The sequence below is a fragment of the Nocardiopsis sp. NPDC057823 genome, assembly GCF_042797335.1.
In the GTDB taxonomy this organism is placed as follows: domain Bacteria; phylum Actinomycetota; class Actinomycetes; order Streptosporangiales; family Streptosporangiaceae; genus Nocardiopsis; species Nocardiopsis changdeensis.
This window is the reverse complement of the sequence record NZ_JBHVLR010000008.1, coordinates 158794-177320: the sequence shown is the minus strand read 5'-3', so window position 1 is coordinate 177320 and position 18527 is coordinate 158794. Positions and strand designations below refer to the sequence as shown.

The 18527-nt window shown below is 76.7% G+C and carries 18 protein-coding genes and 3 tRNA genes; 5 read left to right on the top strand and 16 right to left on the bottom strand.

From position 1 onward, the window contains the following. Nucleotides 1–18 precede the first annotated feature (18 nt). Complete coding sequence (locus tag ACFVNO_RS16035; RefSeq protein WP_355266849.1) at nucleotides 19–687, bottom strand: TetR/AcrR family transcriptional regulator; 669 nt, start codon at nucleotides 685–687, stop codon at nucleotides 19–21. Between the two features lie 106 nt (nucleotides 688–793). Between ACFVNO_RS16035 and ACFVNO_RS16030 the strand changes: the two genes are divergently transcribed. Then, nucleotides 794–1252 (top strand): nitroreductase/quinone reductase family protein, encoded by a 459-nt coding sequence (locus ACFVNO_RS16030; protein WP_378893232.1) that lies wholly within the window; start codon nucleotides 794–796, stop codon nucleotides 1250–1252. A gap of 79 nt (nucleotides 1253–1331) precedes the next feature. On the opposite strand, the gene ACFVNO_RS16025 is transcribed toward ACFVNO_RS16030, so the two are convergent. From ACFVNO_RS16025 to ACFVNO_RS16000, 6 genes are all read right to left on the bottom strand, one after another. Beyond that, nucleotides 1332–2498 carry a thiolase family protein gene (locus ACFVNO_RS16025; protein ID WP_355266855.1) on the bottom strand — a complete coding sequence of 389 codons (1167 nt, stop codon included), beginning with the start codon at nucleotides 2496–2498 and terminating at the stop codon, nucleotides 1332–1334. A 375-nt stretch (nucleotides 2499–2873) separates the two neighbouring features. Next, complete coding sequence (locus ACFVNO_RS16020) at nucleotides 2874–3875, bottom strand: phosphatidylinositol-specific phospholipase C (RefSeq protein ID WP_378893228.1); 1002 nt, start codon at nucleotides 3873–3875, stop codon at nucleotides 2874–2876. Nucleotides 3876–4047: 172 nt separating this feature from the next. Continuing rightward, nucleotides 4048–6357: a transcriptional regulator gene (locus ACFVNO_RS16015; protein ID WP_378893225.1), complete on the bottom strand. Its 2310-nt coding sequence runs from the start codon at nucleotides 6355–6357 to the stop codon at nucleotides 4048–4050. A gap of 1 nt (nucleotide 6358) precedes the next feature. Further along, a tRNA-Glu gene (locus tag ACFVNO_RS16010) sits at nucleotides 6359–6431 on the bottom strand. A 40-nt stretch (nucleotides 6432–6471) separates the two neighbouring features. After that, nucleotides 6472–6544 (bottom strand) — tRNA-Ser (locus tag ACFVNO_RS16005). A gap of 19 nt (nucleotides 6545–6563) precedes the next feature. Further along, a tRNA-Met gene (locus tag ACFVNO_RS16000) sits at nucleotides 6564–6636 on the bottom strand. A 222-nt stretch (nucleotides 6637–6858) separates the two neighbouring features. Between ACFVNO_RS16000 and ACFVNO_RS15995 the strand changes: the two genes are divergently transcribed. Further along, nucleotides 6859–8709: a BTAD domain-containing putative transcriptional regulator gene (locus ACFVNO_RS15995; protein WP_378893223.1), complete on the top strand. Its 1851-nt coding sequence runs from the start codon at nucleotides 6859–6861 to the stop codon at nucleotides 8707–8709. Nucleotides 8710–8834: 125 nt separating this feature from the next. Here ACFVNO_RS15995 and ACFVNO_RS15990 read toward each other — a convergent pair whose 3' ends face one another. From ACFVNO_RS15990 to ACFVNO_RS15960, 7 genes are all read right to left on the bottom strand, one after another. Further along, entirely contained in the window at nucleotides 8835–9305 is a 471-nt protein-coding gene (locus ACFVNO_RS15990; RefSeq protein ID WP_355266867.1) for a S26 family signal peptidase, read from the bottom strand. After that, nucleotides 9302–11227, bottom strand: a complete 1926-nt coding sequence (locus ACFVNO_RS15985; RefSeq protein WP_378893219.1) for an ABC transporter ATP-binding protein — start codon at nucleotides 11225–11227, stop codon at nucleotides 9302–9304. Before ACFVNO_RS15985 ends, ACFVNO_RS15990 begins: the two co-directional genes overlap by 4 nt. Then, nucleotides 11217–11765 carry a TlpA disulfide reductase family protein gene (locus tag ACFVNO_RS15980; RefSeq protein ID WP_378893217.1) on the bottom strand — a complete coding sequence of 183 codons (549 nt, stop codon included), beginning with the start codon at nucleotides 11763–11765 and terminating at the stop codon, nucleotides 11217–11219. Before ACFVNO_RS15980 ends, ACFVNO_RS15985 begins: the two co-directional genes overlap by 11 nt. Beyond that, the gene (locus ACFVNO_RS15975; protein ID WP_378893215.1) at nucleotides 11762–12337 is read right to left on the bottom strand and encodes a MauE/DoxX family redox-associated membrane protein; all 576 of its coding nucleotides are present in this window, start codon (nucleotides 12335–12337) and stop codon (nucleotides 11762–11764) included. The genes ACFVNO_RS15980 and ACFVNO_RS15975 overlap by 4 nt, the downstream gene beginning before the upstream one ends. A 15-nt stretch (nucleotides 12338–12352) precedes the next feature. Further along, on the bottom strand, nucleotides 12353–12538 hold the full coding sequence (locus tag ACFVNO_RS15970; protein ID WP_220560623.1) for a hypothetical protein: 186 nt from the start codon (nucleotides 12536–12538) through the stop codon (nucleotides 12353–12355). 182 nt (nucleotides 12539–12720) lie between these two features. After that, complete coding sequence (locus tag ACFVNO_RS15965) at nucleotides 12721–12915, bottom strand: hypothetical protein (protein ID WP_355266879.1); 195 nt, start codon at nucleotides 12913–12915, stop codon at nucleotides 12721–12723. A 152-nt stretch (nucleotides 12916–13067) separates the two neighbouring features. Then, on the bottom strand, nucleotides 13068–13820 hold the full coding sequence (locus tag ACFVNO_RS15960; protein WP_355266882.1) for a hypothetical protein: 753 nt from the start codon (nucleotides 13818–13820) through the stop codon (nucleotides 13068–13070). Nucleotides 13821–14048: 228 nt separating this feature from the next. Between ACFVNO_RS15960 and ACFVNO_RS15955 the strand changes: the two genes are divergently transcribed. Continuing rightward, nucleotides 14049–14903, top strand: coding sequence for a hypothetical protein (locus ACFVNO_RS15955; RefSeq protein ID WP_378893209.1), 855 nt, complete (start codon nucleotides 14049–14051; stop codon nucleotides 14901–14903). Nucleotides 14904–15154: 251 nt separating this feature from the next. Here the strand turns inward: ACFVNO_RS15955 and ACFVNO_RS15950 are convergent, their stop codons facing one another. Next, nucleotides 15155–15928, bottom strand: coding sequence for a DNA polymerase beta superfamily protein (locus ACFVNO_RS15950; protein ID WP_355266888.1), 774 nt, complete (start codon nucleotides 15926–15928; stop codon nucleotides 15155–15157). Nucleotides 15929–16158: 230 nt separating this feature from the next. On the opposite strand from ACFVNO_RS15950, the gene ACFVNO_RS15945 reads away from it, so the two are divergent. Then, nucleotides 16159–16959, top strand: coding sequence for an SAM-dependent methyltransferase (locus ACFVNO_RS15945; protein ID WP_355266891.1), 801 nt, complete (start codon nucleotides 16159–16161; stop codon nucleotides 16957–16959). A gap of 147 nt (nucleotides 16960–17106) precedes the next feature. After that, nucleotides 17107–17571, top strand: a complete 465-nt coding sequence (locus ACFVNO_RS15940) for an SRPBCC family protein (RefSeq protein ID WP_355266894.1) — start codon at nucleotides 17107–17109, stop codon at nucleotides 17569–17571. Between the two features lie 29 nt (nucleotides 17572–17600). Here the strand turns inward: ACFVNO_RS15940 and ACFVNO_RS15935 are convergent, their stop codons facing one another. Beyond that, nucleotides 17601–18521, bottom strand: coding sequence for an AraC family transcriptional regulator (locus ACFVNO_RS15935; RefSeq protein ID WP_355266897.1), 921 nt, complete (start codon nucleotides 18519–18521; stop codon nucleotides 17601–17603). Nucleotides 18522–18527: the final 6 nt, after the last annotated feature.

Genomic DNA, 18527 nt, shown 5'->3' with positions numbered 1-18527 from the left:
CGCCGCGGGGCGGGAGACCTACCGTCCGGCGGCGCGGCGGCGTTCCAGGCCCTCGAGGATGAGGTCGAGCGAGAACACGAACTCCGCGTCGTCGTCGCAGCCGCCCAGGGCGCCCTCGTGGGTGGACCCGGTGATCATCTCCGCCACCCAGGGCATCTCCGGCGCCAGCGCCGCGGCCTGGGCGGCGGCGACCTCGGGCGGGGTGTCGGCGCCGTCGTCGAACAGGTCCTGGCTGAACCCCAGGATGCGGCTGCCCAGGGCGTGCAGGGCGTGGTGTGTCAGCTCCAGGCTCAGGCCCCCGCCGCGCAGGATGCCCAGGACGGTGTCGACGTAGCGCAGGGCGGCCGGGGTCGGGGCGGGCCGGGCCTTGATGACCTCGGCGGTCCAGGGGTGGCGGAGCATGGTGCGGCGCGCGGCCAGCATCTGCTCGCGGGCGGTCTCCACCCAGGTCGCCCCCGGTCCGACCCGTTCGATCCCGGCGACGACGGTGTCGGTCATGAGGTCGAGCAGGCCGTCCTTGGCGCCGATGTGGCGGTACAGGGACATCGGGTCGACCCCGAGTTCCTGCGCGATCCGCCGCATGCTGACCGCCGCCGGGCCGTCGGCGTCGGCGACGCGGATCGCGACGCCGACGATGCCCTCCCTGGTGAGCCCCGCCGGGGCCGTCCTCGATCGTCGCGTCGTCACCCGCCCCAGTCTAGGCACCCCATTCCGTTGACCGCGCGCAGGCGGCGGTCTACTCTGTAGGTCTACGGTGTAGGTCTACGCCGTAGACGACCCGAGGAGGGTGACGATGACGGATCGTGAGAAGACCCCCGCCCCGCCGCCGCGCTGGTTCGTCCGCAGTGTCTGGACCGGCCACCGGCTGCTCTTCCGCGCCACCGGCCGCGGGCTGTCGCGCCCCCGGCCGGGCGACCGGATGGGAATGCTGCGGCTGCGCGTGCAGGGCCGCCGCACCGGCCGCGAGCGCGCCGTGATCCTCGGCTACCACCTGGACGGGGACTCCTACGTCACGCTCGCGATGAACGGCTGGGCCGAGGCCGACCCGGCCTGGTGGCTGAACCTCCGGGCGCACCCGCGGGCCGAGGTCGACACCCTCGACGGCACGTTCGGCGTGGTCGGCCGCGAGGCGGCGGGCGAGGAGCGCGAACGCCTCTGGCGCAGGTTCGACGACTACCGGGGCTGGGGCGACATCGACGCCTTCTCCGCCCGCCGCCCGCACACCCCCGTCGTCGTCCTCGACCGCCGCTGACCCGCACCCGGACCGGGCCGCCCGGACCCCCGGCGGCCCGCCGGGCGTTCACGGAGGCGGAGCCCGGTCCTTCCGGGACTCAGAGGCGCTCGAAGACCGTGGCGTTGGCGAGGCCGCCCGCCTCGCACATCACCTGGAGCCCGTAGCGGCCGCCCGTCTGCTCCAGCACGCTGAGCAGTGTGGCGGTCAGCCGGGCGCCGGAGGCGCCCAGCGGGTGGCCGATGGCCGTCGCGCCGCCGTTGACGTTGACCTTCGCGGGGTCGGCGCCGGTCTCCTTCTGCCAGGCGAGCACCACCGGGGCGAAGGCCTCGTTGACCTCGAAGGCGTCGATGTCGTCCAGGCGCAGCCCGGCCCGGGCGAGCACCTTCTCCGTGGCCGGGATGATCCCGGTGAGCATGTACAGCGGGTCGTCGCCCACGACCGCGAAGGAGTGGACGCGGGCGCGGGGCCGCAGGCCCAGGCGGCGGGCCGCCTCCTCGCCGGCCACGAGCACGGCGGCCGCGCCGTCGTTGATGGGGGAGCTGTTGCCAGCGGTGATCCTCCACTCCAGGCCGGGGAAGCGCCGCTTCCAGTGGTCGTCCTCGAAGGCGGTGCGCAGCCCGGCGAGGATCTCCGGGGTGGTGTCCGGGCGGATGCTCTCGTCGGTGCGCAGGTCGTTGACGGGGCTCACCTCGGCGTCGAACCGGCCCTGCGCCCAGGCGTCGGCGGCCCGCCGGTGCGAGGTCGCGGAGAACTCGTCCAGGACCCCGCGGTCCAGGCCCCAGCGCTGCGCGATGAGCTCGGCGCTCACCCCCTGGGGGACCAGGCCCTCGGGGTAGCGCTCCCCGACGCCGGGGCCGGTGAAGTCGCGGCCCAGGGACTGCGAGCCGATGGGCACGCGGCTCATGGACTCCACACCGGAGGCGATGGCGAGGTCGTAGGCGCCGGCGATGACGCCCTGGGCGGCGAAGTGCAGGGCCTGCTGGCTCGACCCGCACTGGCGGTCGACGGTCACGGCGGGGACCGATTCGGGGAACCCGGCGGCCAGGGCGGCCCACCGCGCGGTGTTCCCCGACTGCTCGCCGACCTGGCCGACGGCGCCGCCGATGACGTCGTCGATCCGGGCGGGGTCGATCCCGGTGCGCTCCACCAGCGCGCGCAGGACGTGCGCGTGCAGGTCCACGGGGTGGACGTCGGCGTACGCGCCCCCCGGCCTGCCCTTGGCGATCGGGGTGCGGACGGCGTCCACGATGACGGCGGCGGTCATGGCGACTCCCTTGTTGCGCGGCCTGTGCGGTCACCCTAACCGAGAGGGTTTGATTTTCAAACCCTCGGGGTGTCTTCGGGGCCGCCGAAGGAGCCGTACCGGGAAGTGCCGGGACCGTCACCGTCGATAACGGACAGTGCGAGACAAGGGCCACAGCAGCCCCTCATGTCCCACGGGTTTTCCAAAAGCGTTCACGTTCACTCCCTCGTATTCCGTAAGGTGTTATTCGGGACCCGGAGGTCCGGAGCGGGACGGTGTGGACGGACGCCCCGCCCGGGCCCCGGATCCCACCGGTCCCGCCGGTGCCGGCCGTGCCCTAGGGCGGACGGCGGTCGGCCCCGGCGGGCCGGACCCCGGGGGGCGCGCCCCCCGGGCTCACCCCGTGTTGCGGGCCAGGACCAGGTCGATCAGCTCCCGGTCGGGGAAGTCCATCACCACGATCCCGGTCCGTTCCAGGGGCGCCTGCCGCAGGTGGGCGACCGCGTAGGTGTTGACCCCCCGCGAGCCGAGGAAGCCCCAGGCCACCTCGCGCGGATTCGCGAACGGGGCGCCGCTCCCGCTCAGGTGGTTGACGTACAGCGTCCCGGGCGACCCCGCCGCCGCCTTCTCCAGGTGCGCGCGCACCTTGTCCCACTTGGCCGGGATGTCGAACAGGGTGGGCACCTGGTAGGCGTCCTGGATGTCCGTCGCCGGGCCGTTCCACCCGATCCCGTAGTCGCGCGAGGCCGCGAAGTCCTGCACGATGACGATCCGCCCGCGCACCTCGCCCAGGTCCGGCACGTACGCCCCGCCCTGTACCGGCGGCCGCCACAGGTGCTCGCCCAGGATCCCCCGGGTGCCGGGGTCCTCCTCGATGTAGTGGTCCAGGGTCTCCTGGTAGCTGCGGGTGTTCTCCTCCTCGGTGTGCTCCTTCTTCATCCGGATCAGCACCGTCTCGGTGGGGTTGCGGTCCAGGAACGCGTCGATCGCCACGACCACGTCGGTGAAGTTCAGGTGCAGGTACTCGGCGCCGTGGTGGATGGGGAAGGAGTCCCGGTAGTGGCGGGTGCGCACGTCCAGGAAGCGCACGCCGGCGTCGAGCTGCTCGGCGATGGTCAGGTCCTGGGTGCGCGACCACACCGTGCCGCGCCAGGCGCCGCTGTCGTGGGTGCCGGGGATGGACAGCTCCGCCAGGCCCGTGCCGTCGGGCAGGGAGCCCATCCATCCGGCGGGTTCGGCGGCGGCCACGGTCTCGGCGGCGGCCGGGGCGGGGGCCATGAGGCCCGGCAGGACGACCAGGGTGACCAGGGCCGACCACACCAGGGACAGGGGCGAGGGGCGCGGGACGGCCGGGGCGGGGGCCGGGAGGGCAGGTGAGGGGGCGGACGCGGGGAGCATGGGGTTCCTCCGTTCGCGGGGGCGGGCGCGGGGGAGCGCCCGGTCCCGTCCACACTGCCACGCGGAGGGTGCCCCCCACATCCCCCTATCGCGCCGGGGGCCGCGCGCCGTTCCCGCCCGCCCGCCCCGGAGGGCGGCGCACCGGGGACGGACGGCGCCCCCGGGCCGGTCCTCAGAAGCGGTGGCGGTTCCGGAGGAGCGCCTCGGGGGCGATGTCCAGCATCCAGTGCCGCCCCACCGTCCACCCCAGGAAGCGCCGGGCCTCCCCGTCGCCGCGGGCCGGGAGGGTGTGCCCCTCCACCGCCGCGCGCAGCCCGGCCAGCGCCGGGGCCAGCCGCTCGCGCACGTGGTAGGGCGGGCCGGCCTCCTCCATCCAGGCCAGCACCGCGCGCTGCTCCCGCGGCGTGCACCGGGACAGCAGGAACACGGTCTGCCGCCAGGCGAACGCCGCGTTCTTGACGTGCGCGAGCGCGTCGTGGACCCGGGGCAGCGCGCCCAGCAGCCGCACCGTCATCCGGTGCGCCCGCCGTGCCGCCGCCTCCCAGCCGTCCCGCGGCCGGGACCCGGCCGCGACCAGCGCCGCCAGGTTGTGGGTGGTGAGGATCTGCGCCTGCTCGATCACCGTGCCGTTGCCCGGCACCGTCCGGGGCGGGTCCCCGGCGCGCTCCCGGCACAGCCCGGCGAAGGTCTGCTCCCCGCCGGAGCGCTTCTCCTCCAGCGCGAACACCCCGGCGCAGTCGATCCCGTAGTACCGGGCGTACAGGGTCCCCTCGACCACCTCGGCGGCCCGCCGGGCGGCCCGGGTGAACTTGGCCGAGAAGGCGCCCATGAAGATGTCCGAGGCCAGCTCCTCCACGAACGGGAAGTCCACCTGCGACGGCGGCACCCGCCCCTCGGCGGTGCGGGCCAGCCCGTTCAGCTCGCTCACCAGCGGGTTCGGCGTGATGGTCCCGGGGAAGCAGGTCAGCGCGGTGTCGCCCACCCGGACGATCACGCTGCGGGCGGCCTCCCGGCGCGCCTCGGCGGACCCGTGGTGGCGCTCCAGTTCCCGCACCCAGGGCAGCTCCCCCTGCCGCACCTGGGAGGCCAGGTGGAGCAGCAGCAGGGACCGCCGCCGCGCGAACGCCTCGTGGTTCGCGGCGACCAGCCGGGCCGCCGCCGGGTCGCCGACCGCCGACGCCTGCGCCTCGGCGGCCAGGGCGGGCACCAGGGCGGCCAGCACCTCGGCCGAGGGGACCACGCCCAGCTCCACCAGGTCCTCCGGCGGGGCGATGACGGCCTTCTCCACCCGGGCGCGCAGCGGCCCCGGGATCGCGGACCCGGCGGCGGCGCCGGAGTCCCGCGCCTCCGCGGCGGAGACGGGGGCCAGGGCGGCGTCCGGGTCGGGCACCCCGGAGTTCTCCGGCAGGGCGGACAGGCGCTCGGCGAGCAGCGCGGCCAGCACGTCATAGGTGGGCAGCGCCGCCTGGCCGGCCTGCCGGGCGCGCAGTTCGGCGTGCCCGGCGGAACCGGGGACGCCGCGCTTGGCGGTCATCGCGGCCACGGCGCACCGCAGCAGGCCGCGCCGCCGTGCCCCGAGCACGCCGGACCCGGCCGGGTCCACGGCCTCGCGCAGTGCGGCCAGCAGGATCGCGAGGTTCTCCTTGGGCCTGCGGTGCTTGGTGCACAGCGTGTGCTCGGCGGCCAGCCGCTCGTACTCGTCGAGCAGGGCGGCGCCGCGCGCGGCCCACCCGTCGGGGCGGTGCGCGTCCACCCCGGTCCCGCCGTCCGCGGCGGTCTCCAGCCAGTGGGCCAGGACCCGGTCGGCGAACGGGTTCCACACCGCCAGCGCCTCCTGCTGGACGCCGGGCGCCCCGGAGCCCCGGGCGGCCACCGAGGTCAGGGTGTCGCGCACCTCGCGGACGGAGTAGCGGAACACCGCGCCCGGCGGCAGGTCCCGCACGGGGGCCGGGCGCGGGGTGAGGCACAGGGTCGTGGCGAAGGGGTCCAGCTCGGCCAGCAGCCGCAGCGCGGCGGCGGTGTCGCCCGCGCGCAGCAGCCACACCACGGTGAGCAGGGCCGCCTGCTCGGGCTGGTCCACGGCGTAGCCGCCACTGTCCAGCAGTGCGCCCAGGTGCTCCAGGCCCGCCTCGGTGAGGTGGTGGGCGTACAAGGCGGCGCGGTCCTCCCGCAGGCCGTGCCGGCGGACGAGGTCCAGCTCGTGCGGGCGCAGCGGCCCTCCGGCGGCGGCCTCACCGGTGGCGAACCCCCCGTGCGCGACCTCGGGGGTGACCCAGGCGGGCAGGCCCCTGACCGGGGTGCGCGAGCCGACGGACAGCAGCCCGGAGGCCATGCCCGCCGCGACCCGGCGCCAGGTGGCGGCGCGCCGCTCGGCGGCCCTGCGCACGGCGGGGTCGTCGTGGGCCGCGGCGGTGGCCAGCTCCTTGAGCAGGCGGCTCGCCGGGTACCCGGGGTTCGCGTGTACGGGGGTGGTGTCGTCCATGCCGGTGCGGTGGGTTCCGCCCCCACGCCCTCCCGGTTGAGAGCCGGGCGCTCTGCTGGCTGAGCTACACACCGTGTGGGCCGACGCGCGCGGTCGGGAGCGCGCGTCGGCCGGCCGGTACGGCGGGTCCCGCCCCCGCTCCCTCCCGGACTCAAGCCGGGCGCTCTCCTGGTTGAGCTACGTACCGCCGCCCCTGGCGGGGCCCGTCGACGTGGCGGGCCCTGCCCCCGCGACCTCCCGGTTATGAGCCGGACGCTCTCCTGACTGAGCTACACGTCGTCGATGGGGGAACCGTAGCGCGCGGGGCGCGGTGCGGGGAAACGCTTTTCCGGACCCGGCTCCGCCCCTCGCGGCCGATGCTCCGCGTAGCCGGGGTGTCGCGCGGAGAAAGCCCTGTTGACGGCGCATTGGACGAGAGGTAACGTGTTTGGGAGCGCTCCCAAAGTTGGTCGTCCTGCCCCCGGGCCACCGCTCCCCGCCTCCCTCCCCCCTGGAGGACCCATGGGACTGCGATTCGGGCTGCTGGGCCCCACCCAGGTGTTCGCCGGAGCCCGAGAGCTCGACCTCGGCACCACCAAGCAGCGGACCCTGCTGGCCGCCCTGCTCCTACGGCCCAACCACGTGGTGCCGCTGGACGAACTGGTCACCGCCCTGTGGGACGGGGAGCCGCCGCGCTCGGCCGTGGCCAACCTGCGCACCTACGCGGCCCGGCTCCGGCGGCGGATCGGCGACCCGGGGCGCATCCTCACCCGCCACCCCGGCTACCTGCTGCGCGTCGAGGGCGGCGAACTGGACGTCACCGCCTTCACCGAGCACGCCCGCGCGGGCCGCAGCGCCCTGGACGGCGGGGACCTGGCCCGGGCGGAGGAAGAACTGGCGGCCGCCGTGGGCCTGTGGCGCGGCGGCGCGGCCGAGGACGTCCCCCGTACCCTCGACCTGGCCCCGCGCCTGCAAGCGCTGGAGGAACTGCGGCGCGGCGCCGCCGAGGACCTGGCCAGGACCCGGATCCTGCGCGGCGCGGGGGCCGGGCTGGTCGGCGAGCTGCGGGCCGGCGTCGCGGCCGACCCCCTGCGCGAGCGGCAGTGGGCCAACCTCATCCTCGCCCTCCACCACGCCGGGGACACCGCCGGGGCGCTGGACGCCTTCCGCTCCGCCCGCGCGGCGCTCCGCGACCACCTGGGCCTGGACCCGGGGGAGGAGCTGACCCGGCTGCACCGCTCCCTCCTCGACCGGACGTCCCCGCCGGTCCCGCCGGTCCCGCGGCAGGTCGCCGCGACCCGGCCGGTCCCCCGGGTCGACGTCCTGGTGGGCCGGGACACGGAGCTGTCCGCCCTGGCCGAACTGCTCGCCCCGGGGCCCGCGCCGGTGCTGGCCGCCGTGCACGGCCCGGTGGGCAGCGGGAAGTCGGCCCTGGCCGCGCGGGCGGCCGACGAGGCGGAGCGGTGGTACCCGGACGGGCGGCTGTGGGCCGACCTGGAGGCCTCCGGCCACGGGGGGAGGCCGCGGACGCCCGCGGACGTCCTGGCCGAACTGCTGCACGGGCTGGGGGTGGACCCGGCCCGCGTCCCCCGGGGGGTGGACGGGCGCGTGCGCCTGCTGCGCGAGCGCGGCGCGGGGCGGCGCCTGCTGCTCGTGCTGGACAACGCGGTCGACGAGGCGCAGGTCCGGCCCCTGGTGGCCACCTGGCCGGGGGCGGGGACACTGGTCACGAGCCGCCGGCACCTCAGCGCGCTGGACGGGGCGGGCCACGTCGGGGTCGGCGCGCTGCGGCCCGGCGACGCGGTCGCCCTCCTGGCCCGCATGTGCGGGGCCGCGCGCGTGGGGGCCGATCCCGGGTCGGCGGCGCGGATCGCCGCCTTCTGCGACCACCTGCCGCTCCCGCTGTGGATCGCGGGCCGCCGGCTGCAGGCGCGCCGGGAGTGGCCGCTGCGCGCGTTCGCCGACCTGCTCGACGACGAGCGCCACCGGCTGGACGCCCTGGTCTGCGCGGACCGGTCGGTGCGCGCCGCGTTCGCGAGCGCCGTCGCCCCGCTGCGCTGCGCCGCCCGCGCCACCGAGCGGTTGGCGGCCGACCTCTTCGAGCGCCTGGCCGTCCGTCCGGCCGGCGCCTTCGGGCCCGGGGAGGCGGCGGAACTGGCGGACTGCGACACCGTCACCGCGACCGCGGCCCTGGGATACCTGGCCGACGCCCGCCTGATCGAGCCCGCGGGCGACAACCGCTACCGCGTCACCGGGCTGCTCCGCCTCTACGCCTCCGAGCAGGGCGCGCGGCTCCGGAGGGGGCCCGGCGTGGCGCTGCCCCACCGGGGGGCGCGCCCGGTCCTGGCGGCCTCCGACGGCCCGGCGGTCTGACGGCGGGCCGCCCGGGCCGCTCCGGGGTCGGGGGAGCGGTTCCGGGCGGCCCTCGCGGGCACCGGGGAGCGGCCCCGATCGGGGCCGCGTGCGGGGCCGGTGCCCGGCCTGTGGGTGCGGGGCGCTCAGGCGGAGGGTGTGCGCGGGCGCGCCATGCGGCGCCGGACCACGCCCAGGAGGCGCCGGGCGGGGACGTACCCCCACACCCGGGAGTCGGCGCTCAGGGCGGCGTTGTCGCCGAGCACCACCATGCGGCCCGGCGGGACGGGCGCGCCCGGGGCCACGCCCGCCGCCCGAGCGCACACGGCCGGGGTCGGGTCTCCGGGCAGCGCCGCCACCCTCTTGACCATCCAGCGGTGGCCGGGGTCCGCGTCGGCGGGCCACGGCCCGGCCCCCCGCGGCACCTCCAGCACCACCACGTCGCCGACGCGCAGGTCGGCCGTCCGGCGGCGGCGGACCAGCACGCGGTCGCCGTCGGCCAGGGTCGGCGCCATGCTCGGACCGGACACGTCCACGGCCACCAGCGTGCGGCGCAGCCACCACAGCACGCACCCCGCGGCCGCCACCGCCGCCGCGACCGACAGCAGGGCGGTCACCGCGCGCTCCCCGCCGGGTCGGCGGGCCGCCCGTCCGCGGTCCATTCGTCGGCGGCCTGACCGTCCGCGACCGGGTCCTCGCGGTAGCCGCGGGCCTGGAGGCCGAACATACGGGCGTAGACGCCCCCGGCGGCCACCAGCTCGGCGTGCGTGCCCGACTCGGCCACCCGGCCCCCCTCCAGGACGACCAGCAGGTCGGCGTCGCGCACCGCCCCCAGCCGGTGGGAGACCAGCAGACTCGTCCTGCCGCGGCGGTGCTCGCGCAGGCCGGTGTGCACGGCGTACTCGGCCTCGGCGTCCAGCCCCGAACTGGGCTCATCCAGGATCAGCAGGTCGCGCCGCCCGCGCAGGTAGGCGCGGGCCAGGGCCAGCCGCTGCCACTGGCCGCCCGAGAGCGGTACCCCCGGCTCGTCGCCGGCGTCCGCGCCGCCGTCGAAGAACAGCCGGGAGAGCAGGGTGTCGTACCCGCGCGGCAGCCCGGCGACCATCCCGTGCGCGCCCGCCCGCTCGGCGGCCTCCCGCAGAGGGGCCCGGTCCCCGGACTCCAGCACCCCGACGTCCCCGAGGCCGATGTTCTCCCCGGCGGTCAGGTCGTACTCCATGAAGTCCTGGAACACCGCGCCGATCCGGTCGCGCAGGGAGGCCGGGTCCAGGTCGCGCAGGTCCACGCCGTCCCACAGGATCGCCCCGCGCTCGGGGTCGTACATCCGGCACAGCAGTTTCACCAGGGTGCTCTTGCCCGCCCCGTTGCCGCCGATGAGCCCCACCGAGCGCCCGTGCCCGACGGTGAAGTCGACGCCGCGCAGCACCCACGGGTGGTCCGGGGAGTAGCGGAACCACACGTCGCGGAACTCGATGCCCCGGCGCAGGGCGGGGGCCGGGCGCGCGGCGGCGCGCACCGGCAGGTCCGGCCGGCCGTCGACGACCGCCAGGTAGTGGCCGAACATCAGGAGCTCGTGGTGGGCCATGGTGATGTCCCGGATCATGCCGGCCATCGCGGCCTGCACCCCGGCGACCGCGGCGACGAACAGCGAGACGTCGCCGACCGAGACGCGCCCGTCGGCCGCCGCCGACACCGCCCACACCAGCCCGGCCCCCGCGATCACCGCCGACAGCGCGCCCAGGCCGCCCTGGGCGCCCAGCACCCGGCGGTCCATGCGGCGGTGCTCGGCGTTGGCGGTCCGCCGCTCCCGCGCCATCCGGTCCCGCAGGAACCCGGCCGTGCCGAACAGGCGCAGCTCCTTGGCGGCCCGGACGTCGGACAGCAGGCCGCGGAAGAAGATCTCGCGGCGCTCCACCGGCCCGATCCGCCACATCATCGCCGCCCGGCCGCGGGACAGGCGCAGCTCCACGGCCAGGGCGGGGACCGCCGACAGCAGCACGGCCGCCGCCATCCACGGGCTGACCACCAGCAGGGAGCCGAGGAAGCCGAGGATGGTGACGGCGCCGCCGGCGATCGTGAACACGCTGTTCACGACCACCCCCGGCGTGCGGCCGCCGGACTGCTGGGCCAGCCGCAGCCGGTCCAGGAAGGCGGGGTCCTCGAAGCGGGCCAGCCCCGTGAGGCGTTCGGCGGCGGCGAAGAGGCGGTCCTGGGACACCAGGGCCACCCGCCGCTCGACCTCCATCGTCAGGTAGTGCGCCGCGTGCGGGGCCAGCGTGACGACCACCCCGGCCGCGGCCAGGCCCATCGCCACCGCCGCGAGCCGCCCGTCCGGGGCGCCGGGGGCGACGATCATGTCCAGGGCCAGCTTGGTCAGCCACGCCGTGGCGACCGGCACCCCGGCCTGGACCAGGACCAGCAGCCCGTACCCGGCGGTCAGGTGCGGCCCCGCCCGCCAGGCCAGCGCGAACGCCGAGCCGACGGTGCGGGCGGCGGCCCGGGGGCCGGAGGGCCCCTCAGGCCCCGCGTCAGACCGCAACGGACTCGTCCAGGTCGGCGGCCAGGTAGCCGCTGGCGAGCACCCGTCCGGTGGAGTCCAGGCGCAGGAAGGCGGGGAAGGCGCGCACCCCCAGGGCCTCGGCCACGGGGCCGGCGGCCCCCTCGACGACCACGCGGGCGACGGGGGCGAGCCGCCGGGCCTCCTCCTCCACCTCCCCGGGGGACCCGGCGAGGACGGCCAGGACGTCGCCGCGGCCGCCGGGGAAGGCGGCGGCGCGGTCGACGAAGAGGGGCAGCTGTTCGGCGCAGGCCCCGCAGCCGGGGGAGAAGACCGCGACCAGGGTGGGGTCGGCCAGGGAGTCGGTGCCCACCGTCCCGCCGTCCTCGGCGGTGGCGGTGAAGGGCGCCGAGCGCTCCCCGGGGGCGAGCACCGTCCGGTCGGGCATCCCGGCGGTGGACAGGTTCCGGATGAGCTCGGTGTGCTCCTTGAGTCTGCGGATGACACCGACGGTCAGGAGGAGGTCGAGCAGGCACAGCGCGACGGCCAGGACGGCGGCGGCGAGGGCGACGACGGTCATGGTGAGGTCCGATTCCCGGGTCTGAGAGGGGTGAACAGGTCGAGGAGGTCGTCCAGCAGCAGGAACGGCAGGGCCGCGGCCGCCCCGGCGGCGGCGGCGACCGCCGCGGCGGCGGCCCCGGCGGGCTGCGGGTCCAGGGCGGCCGCCGCCAGGCCGGCGGCACCGGCGCCGGCCAGGAGGAGGTTGCGGACCACGTGGGCCGGGCGGATCGGGTGCCCCGCGGCGCCGAAGCAGGCGCAGGGGGCGCGGTCCCCCCGCCGCAGCGCCCCGACCAGGGCGGCCGTGAAGGCGGAGAGCAGCACGAGCGCGCACAGGAGGCCGGCGGCGGGCGCCGACACCAGCAGCGCGACCGTCGCCGCCTCGGCGGCCAGGACGCCGGCCGCCGCGGCGCGGGCCCCCGCCCGGCGGGGGCCGCCGGGCGGGGTCAGCGCCCTGACGGCCCGGGCGGGGGCCAGGCGCTCCACGGCGGACACGAAGTCCCGCCGTGCGGAGCGGCCGCGCAGCTTGCCCAGGACGGAGGCGGCCAGGACCACGGCCAGCAGCGTCCGGGCGGCGACCAGGAGGGAGAACACGGGTGTCCCGTCCGGTCAGCAGGCGCTGTACCCCGTGCAGTAGGAGCCTCCGGGGATACCGCTGCCGGTGCAGCAGTACCGGCGGTAGCAGGGGCTGCTGATCGGGAGGTACTCGTACCAGCAGACCACGGCCGACGCCCGGGCCCGGGGGACGAGGCGGGACAGCAGCCGGTCGCTCACGGAGGCGAGTCGTTCGAGCATGGGGGGCTCCTCGGGATGCGGTGGGACCGTCGTCCGCCGCCCCGCCCGGCCACAGGGCCGGACGGGGCGGCGACGGCTGCGCGCCACGCTAGGCACGGGGCCGATAAACCGGATACATCCCCGATACATCGGCTGGCCGCGCCACGCGCGGGCCGGGAGCGGGTGCGGCCGACGGGTCCGGGTCAGCAGGGGCGGTAGGGCGAGCAGACGGTGGCGCCGTTGGTGCCTCCGCTGCCGGGGACGTTGCAGCAGGAGCGGCGGATGCACGGGCTGCTGATGGGGGCGTACTGCCACCAGCAGTAGCTCGCCGACGCGGTGGCGCGCGGGACGAGGCGGGCCAGCAGCCGGTCGCCGGCGGTTCCGAGGGTTCGGAGCACGGTGATGCCTTTCCGGGAAGGTGCGCGGTCGGGGACGCCCCCTCGGGCCGGATGCGGACCGAGGAGTGGTGCGCAACGCTACGAGCGGCGGCGATAAACCGGATACACGCCGGATACACGTCCTGGAAGGGCGGTCGGGAGGGCCGGGCCGCTCAGGCGCTGGACTCCAGCCCGTAGGGGGTGGAGAACCGGGTCGCCAGCGCGAACACCGCCGTCGGGTCCGGCAGCGGTCCCCGGTCCAGCAGCGCGGCCAGGGCCGGGCACCAGCGGGCCCGGCCCTGCACGGCGCAGGCCAGCACGCCCAGCAGCCGCAGGGACAGGGCCAGGTCGGCCAGGTGCGGTGCGGGGCGCTCGACGGCGGCCCCGGGGGCGAAGGCGCGCAGGCCCAGCTGCTCCTGTTTGGCCCGGGCCAGGGCGCGGGCGACGCGGTGCTCGGGGGTGGGCCGCAGGTCGGCGAAACCGTCCTCGGCGATACGGGGGAGGGCGCCGGCGGCGACGGCGGCCGGGGACTCGCAGGCCCGGGCCAGGGCCTCCAGGGTCGGGCAGTCGGCGCGGTGCGACGGAGAGCAGACGCGGTGCCGGCACGGGGCCGGGAGCAGGGAGGCGAAGCAGTCCAGGGCGGCGCGGGCGCGCGGGGTGAGCCAGCGGCGCACGCGCTCGGCGTTGCCGGGGGAGTCCGCGGCGGACGGCCAGGCGGTGGGGAGCAGGGCACTCAGCCGGGGGCCGTTGCGGCGCGGCGCGCGCAGGGGGGCCGGGCGGCGCGCCCACGGCCCCGGGGAGCTCCGGCGGGCCAGGGCGTGCGGGGTGTGGTCGGAGCAGGGCGGGACCAGGCGGGGACGGCGGCAGCGGCCGCCGCGGAGGGTGGGACCGTCGCAGGGGCGGGCGCGAACAGGGTTCCGGGCCATGCCTTCGAGGATGTCCGGCCTGCGTGGACGCGTCCATGTCCCCGGCGGTGAGGTTCCCGGGACGGACGGTAAGGGGTGCGGGGCGGCCGGGACCGGCCGCGGTGACGGGGGTTTCGGGAGGGTTCCCCGTATTCTGCGGGGGTACCTCCCAAGCGCGCGGATTCCGGGAACACGGCACGCTCCGGGGTCCGGCGGCGTACGGTGGGGCCGAGCGGGGGGAGGGCACCCTTGGCGGAAGGTGACTGGCGGTGCGGCGTCTGCGCCGCTCCCAACGAGGAGGCGGTCCGGGCCTGCCTGGTGTGCGACACCGTCCGCACGGCGGCCCGTCCCGCGGGCCCGGCGGACCTGCTGGCCGAACCCGTGGGGGCCGACGCGTTCCACGCCCCGGTCCCGCCGCCGCTCGCGGCGCAGGACCCGCCCCCGGTCCGTGTGGTGGAACCCCCCGGCCTGCCGCTCCGGAGCCCGGCTCCGGGGCCCGGCCCGGCCGGACCCCTCCCGGAGGCGCCCGCCGTGCCGGTTCCCGCCGTGCCCGCGCCCACCGTTTCCGTGCCCGCCGAGGCCGGCGGTGCGTCCGACCCCGGCGGAGGGGGCCGGGAGCCGGTGACCGAGCCGCTGCCCGTGGTGGGCGGGCGCTCGCGCGACCGGCCGCGGGTACCGCCCGGAACGGTGCGGGCGCTCGCGCTCGGAGCCCTGGGGCTGGCCGCCGTTGCGCTCTGGTGGTGGCCCGACGGTGAAGAGCCCGACAGGGCCCCGTCCGGCCCCGCGGCCCAGGTGCCCTGCCCCGACCGGGTGGCCGAGCTCATCCCCGGTTCGGGGAACGGGCCGCTGGTGGAGTCCTACGAGACCTCGCGGCACCGGATCGTCCTGTGCGCCGACGGCACGGGGGACCTGTACTGCTTCGGGGAATTCCTGGACGGCACCGGCGAGCCCATGGTGGTCCCCGCGCGGCGCGACGGGGACGGCTACACCGCACAGGCGGGGGAGACCCGCTACGAGATCTCCGGCGGCCGGGTCGCGGTCATCGGCGGCGACGGCACCGAGCTGGCCCGCCACGACCTCGTGGAGGTCGATCCCGGGCGGTGAGGCGGCGGGCGCACCCCGCGGGGCGCGCCCGGACGCACGCCCTAGCGGGTCTTGATCAGCGTGGCGATGAGACCGGAGACGATCATCATCGACAGGCTCACGCACATCAGCACGAAGGCGATGGTTCCGATCACGGTGGGGCTTCCTCACGTTCCTTGCCGGCACTCACCCGGCGTGTACCTCTACGGTGGGCCAGCCTATCCCGCCCCCGGCGGACCGCCGCGCCGGGGCGCCCGTCGCGACCTGTGCGTTCACCCCCGGTCCCAGGACCTCCGGTAGGCGTCCACCAGCCAGGCGTCGGCCCAGGCGGTGTCGGGCTCCTCGGGCAGGTCGGAGCTCTCGCACAGGGCGGCAAGCCGCTCCTCCAGCTCGCCGGCGCGCGCCAGCGCCTCGGCCCTGGTGTGCTCGCCGCGGCGCAGGGCGAGCAGCCACTCCCGGTCGTCCGCGGGCATGGGCAGGGTGATGCGGCCGGTCTCCATCAGTTCCACGCCCTGGAGGCCCAGCCGGACCATGTGGTAGGCGAACTTGGTGTCGAACCCGTGTTGCTCGACGAGCTCGGGCCGGTTGGTGTGCTTGCCGCCGCGGGTGCCCTCCAACCGGTCGCGCTGGGCGCGCAGGTAGCCCAGGAACCGCCGCCCGGCGTGGCGGGACACGATGCGGTCGGCCCGGGAGCGCAGGTCGCGTCCGGTGTCGGTGATCCCGACGATCTCGTCCTCGGGCACGAACAGCGGCAGCAGGACGGTGGGGTTGCCGTCCAGGGCCAGGCGCATCCACTTGCGCAGCGAGTACACGGTGAGGTCGAGGTCGCCGGGCCCGGAGCGGACGTGGTCGTCCTGGGAGCGGTACATGTACTGCTCGAACCCGCGCAGGCCGATGACGTACTCGGGCGGCTCGACGCAGATCCCCATCTCGTCGCGGTCGTTCTGGCCGGGGAGGCCGAGTCCGTGGACGCCGGAGCCCACCTGGCAGCGCAGGACGGTGTGCTTCGCGGCGATCTCGGCGAACTCGGGTGACGCGTGCTTCACGGGCGGCTCCAGTGGTGGGGTCATCGGAAAACTACCGGCCGGGCGGCGGGGCCGCCCGTGATTTTCGCACCGGGTATCCCGACAGAGGGCGCATGTCCTTAATGCGAAATATTTGAAGAATGTGGGTCGAGGGACCGTCGGTACTTGCCCGCGGGGCCCCGGAACCGTTTACTGGGCGGCATATCGCGCGAACGGCGTCCCGGCGCCGCTCCCGGACAGGAAGAAGGAACGTGACCTCCGATACTCCCCCCAAGATCGACACCACCATCCCCCACAACGCCCGCATCTGGAACTACTGGCTGGGCGGCAAGGACAACTACCCGGTCGACCGCGAGATGGGCGAGCAGATCCGCTCGTTCTTCCCCGAGATCGTGGACAACGCGGTCGCCGACCGGGCCTTCCTGGTCCGCGCCGTCACCCACCTCGCCGAGGAGGAGGGGATCCGCCAGTTCCTCGACATCGGCACCGGCCTGCCCACCCACAACAACACCCACGAGGTGGCCCAGGGCATCGCCCCGGACGCGCGCGTGGTCTACGTGGACAACGACCCGCTGGTGCTCGCCCACGCCCGCGCCCTGCTCACCGGGACCGACGAGGGCGTCACCGACTACATCGACGCCGACCTGCGCGACCCCGCGGGCATCCTCGCCAAGGCGGCCCTGACCCTGGACCTGTCGCGGCCGGTCGCGCTGATGCTGCTCGGCGTGGTGAACTTCATCGACGACGACGCCGAGGTCCGGAACGTCCTGGACACCCTGCTGGAGGCCCTGGCCCCGGGCAGCTTCCTGGTGGTCTCCCACCCCGTGGACGACATCGACCGCGAGCGCGCCCACCAGGTCGCCGCCGCCTGGAACGAGAAGGGCACGCCCAAGCTCACCGTCCGCACCGCCAAGGACGTCGAGGCGCTGTTCGACGGCCTGGAGCTGCTGGAGCCGGGCGTGGTCTCCTGCTCGCTGTGGCGCCCCCTGGAGACGGAGATCGGCGAGATCCGCCCGGTCGCCGAGTACGCCGGCGTCGGCCGCAAGAAGTGACCTGCTGCGGTCCCGCCCGCCGGACGGGACCGCGCACCCGGCCGGGGTCCGGGGCGCCCCCGGCGAGGCGGGCCGTCCCCCGCCGGGGCCCGGAACCGTCGGCGGGGCGTGGGAGGGTGGCGGGGCACGCACGAACGGGGGAGTGCCATGACCGGGAAGCGCGTCGACCGCGGGGAGCGGCGCATCGCCGCCCCGCCCGGGGACGTCTACCGCGCCCTGCTGGACCCCGCCGCGCTGGAGCGGTGGCTGCCCCCCGAGGGGATGACCGGCCGGATGGATCACTTCGACCCGCGCCCGGGCGGCGGCTTCCGGCTGACCCTCACCTACCGGGAGCCGGGCCGCGGCAAGACCGACGCGGACACCGACGTCGTCGAGGTGGGCTTCGCCGACCTCGTCCCCGGCGAGCGGGTCGTCCAGAAGGCGGTGTTCGACTCCGACGACCCCGCCTTCGCCGGGACCATGACGATGACCTGGGCGCTCGCCCCCGACGGCGGCGGCACCGTGGTGACCGTCACCGCCGAGGACGTCCCGCCGGGCATCTCCGCCGAGGACCACGCGACCGGGATCGCCTCCTCCCTGGCCCAGCTGGCCGCCTTCGTCGAACCCCGCTGACACCCGGACCCGGGGCGCCCCCCGGGGGCTCAGGACCGGGCGCGGGCGCGGATCTCGGGGACGGTCTCGCCGAACTCCGCGCGCAGCATCCGCCCCAGGTGGGCGGCGTCCAGCACGCCCCAGCGGGCCGCGATCGCCGCCGCGCCGCGGTCGGCCAGCGCCGGGTCGGCCAGGTCGCGGCGGATGCGGGCCAGCCGCTCGCCGCGGATCCACCGGCCCGGGGCGAACCCGCGCTCGGCGCACAGCTTGTACAGGTAGCGGGTCGAGATCCCGTGCGCCCGGGCGACCGACTCCGCCGACAGCCCCGGGTCGGACAGGTTCGCCAGGCAGTACGCCCGGATCCGCTCCCAGGGGTCCTCGTCCTGCGCCGCGGCGGCGGCGTCGGCGAACGCCGCGCACACCAGTGACACCAGCGCCGCCGCCAGGTGGTGGCGGCCGCCCGCGCCCAGGTCGGCCGCGGCCCCGCCGGACACCCCCTGGAACAGCGCGCCCACCACCCCGCCCAGCCCGCGGCCCGCCCGCACCGGGACGGCCGTCCGCCGGCGCAGCACCGCGGCGTGCGCCCCGAACAGGCGCGGCGGCACCCCCATCACGACGGTGTCGTAGGGCTCCCAGAACGGCAGCTCGTAGGGGCGTCCGGTCTCGTAGACCACCAGGTCGCCGGGGGACAGCAGGCACTCGCGCCCGTTCTGCGCCACCCCGGCCCGCCCCGACACGTGCCAGGCGACCTTGAACAGCTCCGGGTCGGTGGAGCTCATGGACGACGGCTCGCGCCGCACCAGCACCGGCGCGGCCGTGATCCGGGTGAGCACCACGTCGTCCACGCGGGTGCTCGCGAACGAGCCCCGGAACGGCCGCTCGTCCGCCCGGCGCATGCGCAGGGGGGCGAACGCCCGGGACGCCTCCGCCTCGAAGCGGTCGAGCCGGTCGGTGGCCTGCGCTCCCTCCACGCCCTG

Coding starts and splice junctions, on each gene's coding strand:
- ACFVNO_RS16030 (WP_378893232.1), top strand. CDS start 794: ATGACGGATCGTGAGAAGACCCCCGCCCCGCCGCCGCGCTGGTTCGTC.
- ACFVNO_RS16025 (WP_355266855.1), bottom strand. CDS start 2,498: ATGACCGCCGCCGTCATCGTGGACGCCGTCCGCACCCCGATCGCCAAG.
- ACFVNO_RS16020 (WP_378893228.1), bottom strand. CDS start 3,875: ATGCTCCCCGCGTCCGCCCCCTCACCTGCCCTCCCGGCCCCCGCCCCG.
- ACFVNO_RS16015 (WP_378893225.1), bottom strand. CDS start 6,357: ATGGACGACACCACCCCCGTACACGCGAACCCCGGGTACCCGGCGAGC.
- ACFVNO_RS15995 (WP_378893223.1), top strand. CDS start 6,859: ATGGGACTGCGATTCGGGCTGCTGGGCCCCACCCAGGTGTTCGCCGGA.
- ACFVNO_RS15980 (WP_378893217.1), bottom strand. CDS start 11,765: ATGACCGTCGTCGCCCTCGCCGCCGCCGTCCTGGCCGTCGCGCTGTGC.
- ACFVNO_RS15970 (WP_220560623.1), bottom strand. CDS start 12,538: ATGCTCGAACGACTCGCCTCCGTGAGCGACCGGCTGCTGTCCCGCCTC.
- ACFVNO_RS15960 (WP_355266882.1), bottom strand. CDS start 13,820: ATGGCCCGGAACCCTGTTCGCGCCCGCCCCTGCGACGGTCCCACCCTC.
- ACFVNO_RS15940 (WP_355266894.1), top strand. CDS start 17,107: ATGACCGGGAAGCGCGTCGACCGCGGGGAGCGGCGCATCGCCGCCCCG.